We start from the raw sequence: 988 nt of genomic DNA, 5'->3' as shown, positions 1-988 counted from the left end.
CGGCCCTCGACCGGATCGCCGCGCAGATCACCCCTCCCGTCTCGACCACCCGGGGGAGGTAGGCCCCATGGCATGGACCACCAGCAACCGGAAGGCTCGCCTTCCCCGCGACTGGCAGCGCCGCCGCGCCATCGTCCTCGCTCGTGCTGGGCATCGGTGTGAGTGGGAGGACGACGGTGTCCGGTGCCCGCGTCGCGCAACGGACTGCGACCACGTCGAGCGCGGTGACGACCACCGCCTCGACAACCTCCAAGCGCTCTGCCGTCCGCATCACTCGTGGAAGAGCGCGCACGAGGGCGGCACGGCGTCCGCTGCGAGGCGGGGACCGCGACTGAGCACCGCGCGGGCGGCCGAGCCGCACCCGGGCCTCCGACCTCCGGGCTCGTGGTCGTGAACGTCGCCCCCTGACCTGGGGCACCCCTCCCCTCGGCCACCTCTCCCAGCTCGGTCTCGGCATAGCGCCTGCCCCTGCGTGCCGGGAACCCCTCCAGTTTTTCCACAGCCTCTATCCACAGGATCGACCCCAGATCGGACACCCACATGACCCTCACACCCGCCCCATCGCCGCCCGACGACGCTGACGATGGCGTCCTCGACGGCTTCGACCTCCCCGAGACCTGGACCGCGAGCGCCGTCGACACCTTCCGGGAGATCCTCACCGCACGCCCCGACCTCGCCGGTGCCGAACTCTCCGCGCTGGAGCAGGCGTGCTCGCTCATCACGACAGCCGACCACCTGGCCGACGTCGCTCGTGATGCCGCCTACGTCGCCACCGGCTCGCAGGGGCAGGAGATCCTGCACCCGGCCGTCGCCGAGGCTCGCCTTACGAGGACCGCGGCAGCGCAGATACTCGCCCGCCTCACGGTGACGTCGTCCCGCGTCCAGACGTCCTCGGAGCGCGCCCGCTCGGCAGCTCGAGCCCGTTGGGGCTCGCGTGGCGGTGTGTCGTGAGGCGCCGGCCGGTGGCCGACCACGGCCCCGCCCCGCT

Annotated in this window: 2 protein-coding genes; one reads left to right on the top strand and one right to left on the bottom strand. The window is 72.7% G+C overall.

The features are described 5' to 3' along the window. Positions 1-253, bottom strand: a 253-nt coding sequence (locus N865_RS23370) for a hypothetical protein (protein WP_211244949.1), incomplete at its 3' end; no start/stop codon positions are given. A gap of 287 nt (positions 254-540) precedes the next feature. Between N865_RS23370 and N865_RS21270 the strand changes: the two genes are divergently transcribed. Then, positions 541-951, top strand: coding sequence for a hypothetical protein (locus N865_RS21270; protein ID WP_034810281.1), 411 nt, complete (start codon positions 541-543; stop codon positions 949-951). Positions 952-988: the final 37 nt, after the last annotated feature.

The organism is Intrasporangium oryzae NRRL B-24470 (assembly GCF_000576595.1).
GTDB lineage: Bacteria > Actinomycetota > Actinomycetes > Actinomycetales > Dermatophilaceae > Intrasporangium_C > Intrasporangium_C oryzae.
Note: the sequence above shows the minus strand (reverse complement) of the source record. Positions and strands in the feature narration are given on the sequence as shown.

Excerpts from the sequence above, each read along its gene's own strand:
- N865_RS21270 (WP_034810281.1), top strand. The coding sequence starts at position 541 with ATGACCCTCACACCCGCCCCATCGCCGCCCGACGACGCTGACGATGGC.